Origin of the sequence: Longimicrobium sp. (assembly GCF_036554565.1) — a bacterium.
Lineage (GTDB): Bacteria > Gemmatimonadota > Gemmatimonadetes > Longimicrobiales > Longimicrobiaceae > Longimicrobium.
Genome location: NZ_DATBNB010000199.1, coordinates 1 through 3,410, shown reverse-complemented (window position 1 = coordinate 3,410; position 3,410 = coordinate 1). Strand labels below are relative to the sequence as shown.

The following is a 3,410-nucleotide window of genomic DNA, read 5'->3' as shown; positions in this document are numbered from 1 at the left end:
GGCGGGCGTCAGCGCGGACCGGCCAGGACGGGATCCCGCCGTTTCCACGCGCTCCAGGCCCCGGCGAGCGCAGCGACGGCCGCCGCCGCGCCGATCGCCAGGCACGACATTACGAAGGCGGCGCGGACGGGCGCCTGGATGCGCATGGCCATCAGCACGCCCATCACCGCCAATCCACCCGCCGCGTAGGCGATCCCTTCCCAGCGCGCGCCCAGCGACCGCACCGGCGGATCCAGCGCCTGCCCCTCGCCGTACCGGCCGGAGAGCACGGTTCCGCGCAGCCGGTCGTAGTCCCAGCACAGCAGGTACAGCGAGGCCATCACCATCGGCCCGGTGACGAACGGCGTTCCGCGGAATCCGTACGACACGGTGATCACGAAGATGTTCAGGATCAACGGAAAGAAGATCATCGCCCCCAGCGTGGCCGTCGCGGGAACCAGGATCAGCACCCCCGCCGCCACCTGCACCGCGCCGAGGAACCGCCAGTACATCCCTCCTCCGTCGTACAGCACCTCGAACAGCATCCCCACCGGCGAGTCGGTGCCGATGTGCGTGAACCTCATTCCCAGCAGCTTCACCATGCCCGTGGGGATGAACCCCATGGCCAGCAGCAGCCGCGTGGCGAGAGTGAAGCGGTAGAGCAGCGGATGGGCCCGGACGCGGGCGTGCAGGCGGTCCAGCCGGGCGGCGATGGATGGCATCGGACGGTCCGTGGTGGAGAGTGGGTCCGCCGGCGCGCGGCGCCGGCGGCGGACGGATACGAGTCTACCGGCGAGGTTCGGGCACGGCATGGGATGATCGACCCAGGGCGCGGCGGCCCGATGCGGCAGGGCCCGGCGGATCGCTCCGCCGAGCCCTCGCCTCGCGTGCCACCGTCGGGCGGTTAGAAGTCGCCCACGCAGAAGGCGTCGCCGTCGTTGTTCACGAACACGTTGTTCAGCGCGCCGGCCGAAAGGTCGGTGGGCGTTTTGCCCATCGGGTCCACCCAGATGCCGCAGCCGGCCGAACCCGTGATGAAGCTGTCGGTGATGAACGCGCCCCGGTCGCCGCGGGTGAGGATGGCGCCCTCGCTCCCGCCCCCCCACTCCACCGACACGTTCCGCAGCCGGCTGCCGCCCAGCGCCTGGCGGGCGAAGAGGATGCCGTCCCAGTAGCCCTTGCCGGGCGCGTCCGAGTCGGCGGTGATGCGGGTGAAGACCACCGGTCCCGCCGCCGTTTCCGCGCGGCTGCCGAGCGCCACCAGCCCGCCGGGCTCGCCGTTCCCCGACCAGTTGCCCACGTACACCGTGGCGCCCGATGCCATGCGCAGCACCACGCTGTCCGCCAGGGTGAGCACGGGCGAGCTGCCGCCGCCGATCATCAGGTCGCCGCTCACCGAGTAGGCGATCCCCAGGTTGGCCCAGGTCTGCGTCCGCGTCAGCGGCTCGTTGGAGAAGATGCGCACCCGGTTGGTGCCGTTGCCGCCGAAGGTGCCGCCGTCGGGAAGGGTGCCGGCGAAGTCGGCTCCGATGACGAGCGGAAAGAGCTCCGCCCCGCTGACGCTGACGTTGGCCGAGCCGGGGCCGAATGCGCCTCCGTCCATCATCACGATGCCGTTGCTGCCGCTGTTCTGGATGGTCACGTCCGCGATCGTGGGCGCCACGTTGGGCTCCACCGCCGCGATGCAGGCATCCGCGCCCACCTTCACCTGCCCCCGCTCGATGCCGCAGTGGTTGAAATCGGCGTGGCGGATGCTGGACCCGGCGCCCGTCTGCCGGTCGAAGTACACGCCGTAGTAGTGCCCCTTTGCCGGCGACGCGTCATCGGCGAGGAAGCGGATCTTTTTCGCGGCCGTGCCATCGGCCGTCAGGCTCCCCGGCTGCTCCCCGCCGATGAAGATGGCGGCGCGCTCGGCGAAGCGGATCTCCACGCCGGGTTCGATGGTCAGCCGCGGCGAGTTGGTGCCGGCCACCACCACGTCGTCGGTGACGTAGTGCGGATTGTCGGCCTCGCGCCAGGTTTCGCTCTGTGTGATGGGCCCGCGGTGCACGGCCCCGCGGATGGTGAGCGTCAGCGTGCCCTTGATGCCGGTGGCGCTGGCGGCGGTAAGGATCACGCTGCCGTTGCCGCGGCCCGTCACCACGCCCTGCCCGTCGATCTTCGCGCGCGTGGTGTCGGCACTGCTCCAGGCGAGCGTGCCCGTCTCCATCGGGGCGCCGTCCTGGTCGCGCCCGGTGGCGGTGAGCTGCAGGGCGCCGTTGACGGGCAGCTCGGTACGGTTCTCCTCGGCTGCCACCGTGATGGTGGTGAGCTCGGGGTCGGTGGGGAGCACGCCGTTGTCGGCGCAGGCGGTGGCGATCGCAAGAGTGCACAGTACGCCGGCCAAGCGCAGGGTGTTCAGCTTCATGGAAAGTTCTCCTCTCAGAGGGGACCAGGATTCGGTATCGGGAGTCGTGGTCGCGACCGACCTCGTCGGCGACGACGGGAGAATACCGGTTCCCGCTCCGCTCCTCGTGAGCAGAACGATTCATCTTCGCACGTGGACGCTCACGCCTCGACAGGCCCCTTCCGCCGCGGCTCCTTCAAAGTATGCATTGTGAACAGAGAGGCCACTGCACCCATCGAGATCCCATGCCCCGTATCCACGTCTTCGCGGACGAGAGCGGAAACTTCGACTTCAGCCGAAAGCCGGGCGCGAGCCGCTACTTCATCCTGACGACGGTCGTCTGTGAATACACGGTCGGCAACGCGCTCCTGGACCTCCGGCGGGAGCTGGCGTGGGAGGGTCACGGCCACATGTCCGAGTTCCACGCCACCTCCGATACACTGCCGGTACGGGCGCGCGTGTTCGATCTGCTGCGGCGCCACGACTTTCGGGTCGACGTGACGCTGCTGGAGAAATCCAAGGCGCAGCCGCAGACCAGGATTTCGGACGAGGCGTTCTACCAGTACGCGTGGTACTACCACATGCGCCGCCTCGCCCCGCGAGTGGCCACTCCTGCGGACGAGCTGTTCGTGGTGGGTGCGTCTCTCGGAACGCGGAAGAAGCGGAAGCTGATGCACCAGGCGGTCACGAACGTCGTGTCGCAGGTGGCGCCCGGCACCAGCTACCACACTGCGTCGTGGGCGGCGGACAGCGAGCCGTGCTTGCAGGTGGCGGACTACTGCAGCTGGGCGGTGAGCCGGAAGTGGGAGCGGGGCGTCCACGCCGAGTACGACCTGATCGCCGCGAAGATCCGGAGCGAGTTCGACCTATGGGCTCATGGAGCCGTGCACTACTACTGAGGGCGTTGACAGGGAGGCGCGGGAGGCATATCTTGCAGGGAGAAAACTGCGGCATATGCGGTTGGCGACAAGAGCCCCTGGGCTCTGCCGGTAACACGGCTAGCTGATTGCGCCGCAGGTTGGAAAGGGCGCTCCCTCACGGGAGC

At 69.1% G+C, this 3,410-nt stretch carries 3 protein-coding genes; 1 reads left to right on the top strand and 2 read right to left on the bottom strand.

Translation table 11 applies throughout. The annotated features are described in order from the left end of the window. Positions 1-8: 8 nt before the first annotated feature. Together VIB55_RS05410 and VIB55_RS05405 are read right to left on the bottom strand one after the other, a co-directional pair. Positions 9-701 carry a hypothetical protein gene (locus tag VIB55_RS05410; protein WP_331875648.1) on the bottom strand — a complete coding sequence of 231 codons (693 nt, stop codon included), beginning with the start codon at positions 699-701 and terminating at the stop codon, positions 9-11. Between the two features lie 182 nt (positions 702-883). Beyond that, entirely contained in the window at positions 884-2,386 is a 1,503-nt protein-coding gene (locus VIB55_RS05405; protein ID WP_331875647.1) for a hypothetical protein, read from the bottom strand. 224 nt (positions 2,387-2,610) lie between these two features. Here VIB55_RS05405 and VIB55_RS05400 point away from each other — a divergent pair, with 224 nt between their 5' ends. Continuing rightward, a complete protein-coding gene (locus VIB55_RS05400) occupies positions 2,611-3,264 on the top strand; it encodes a DUF3800 domain-containing protein (protein WP_331875646.1) in 654 nt (217 codons plus the stop codon). The last annotated feature ends 146 nt before the right edge of the window (positions 3,265-3,410 follow it).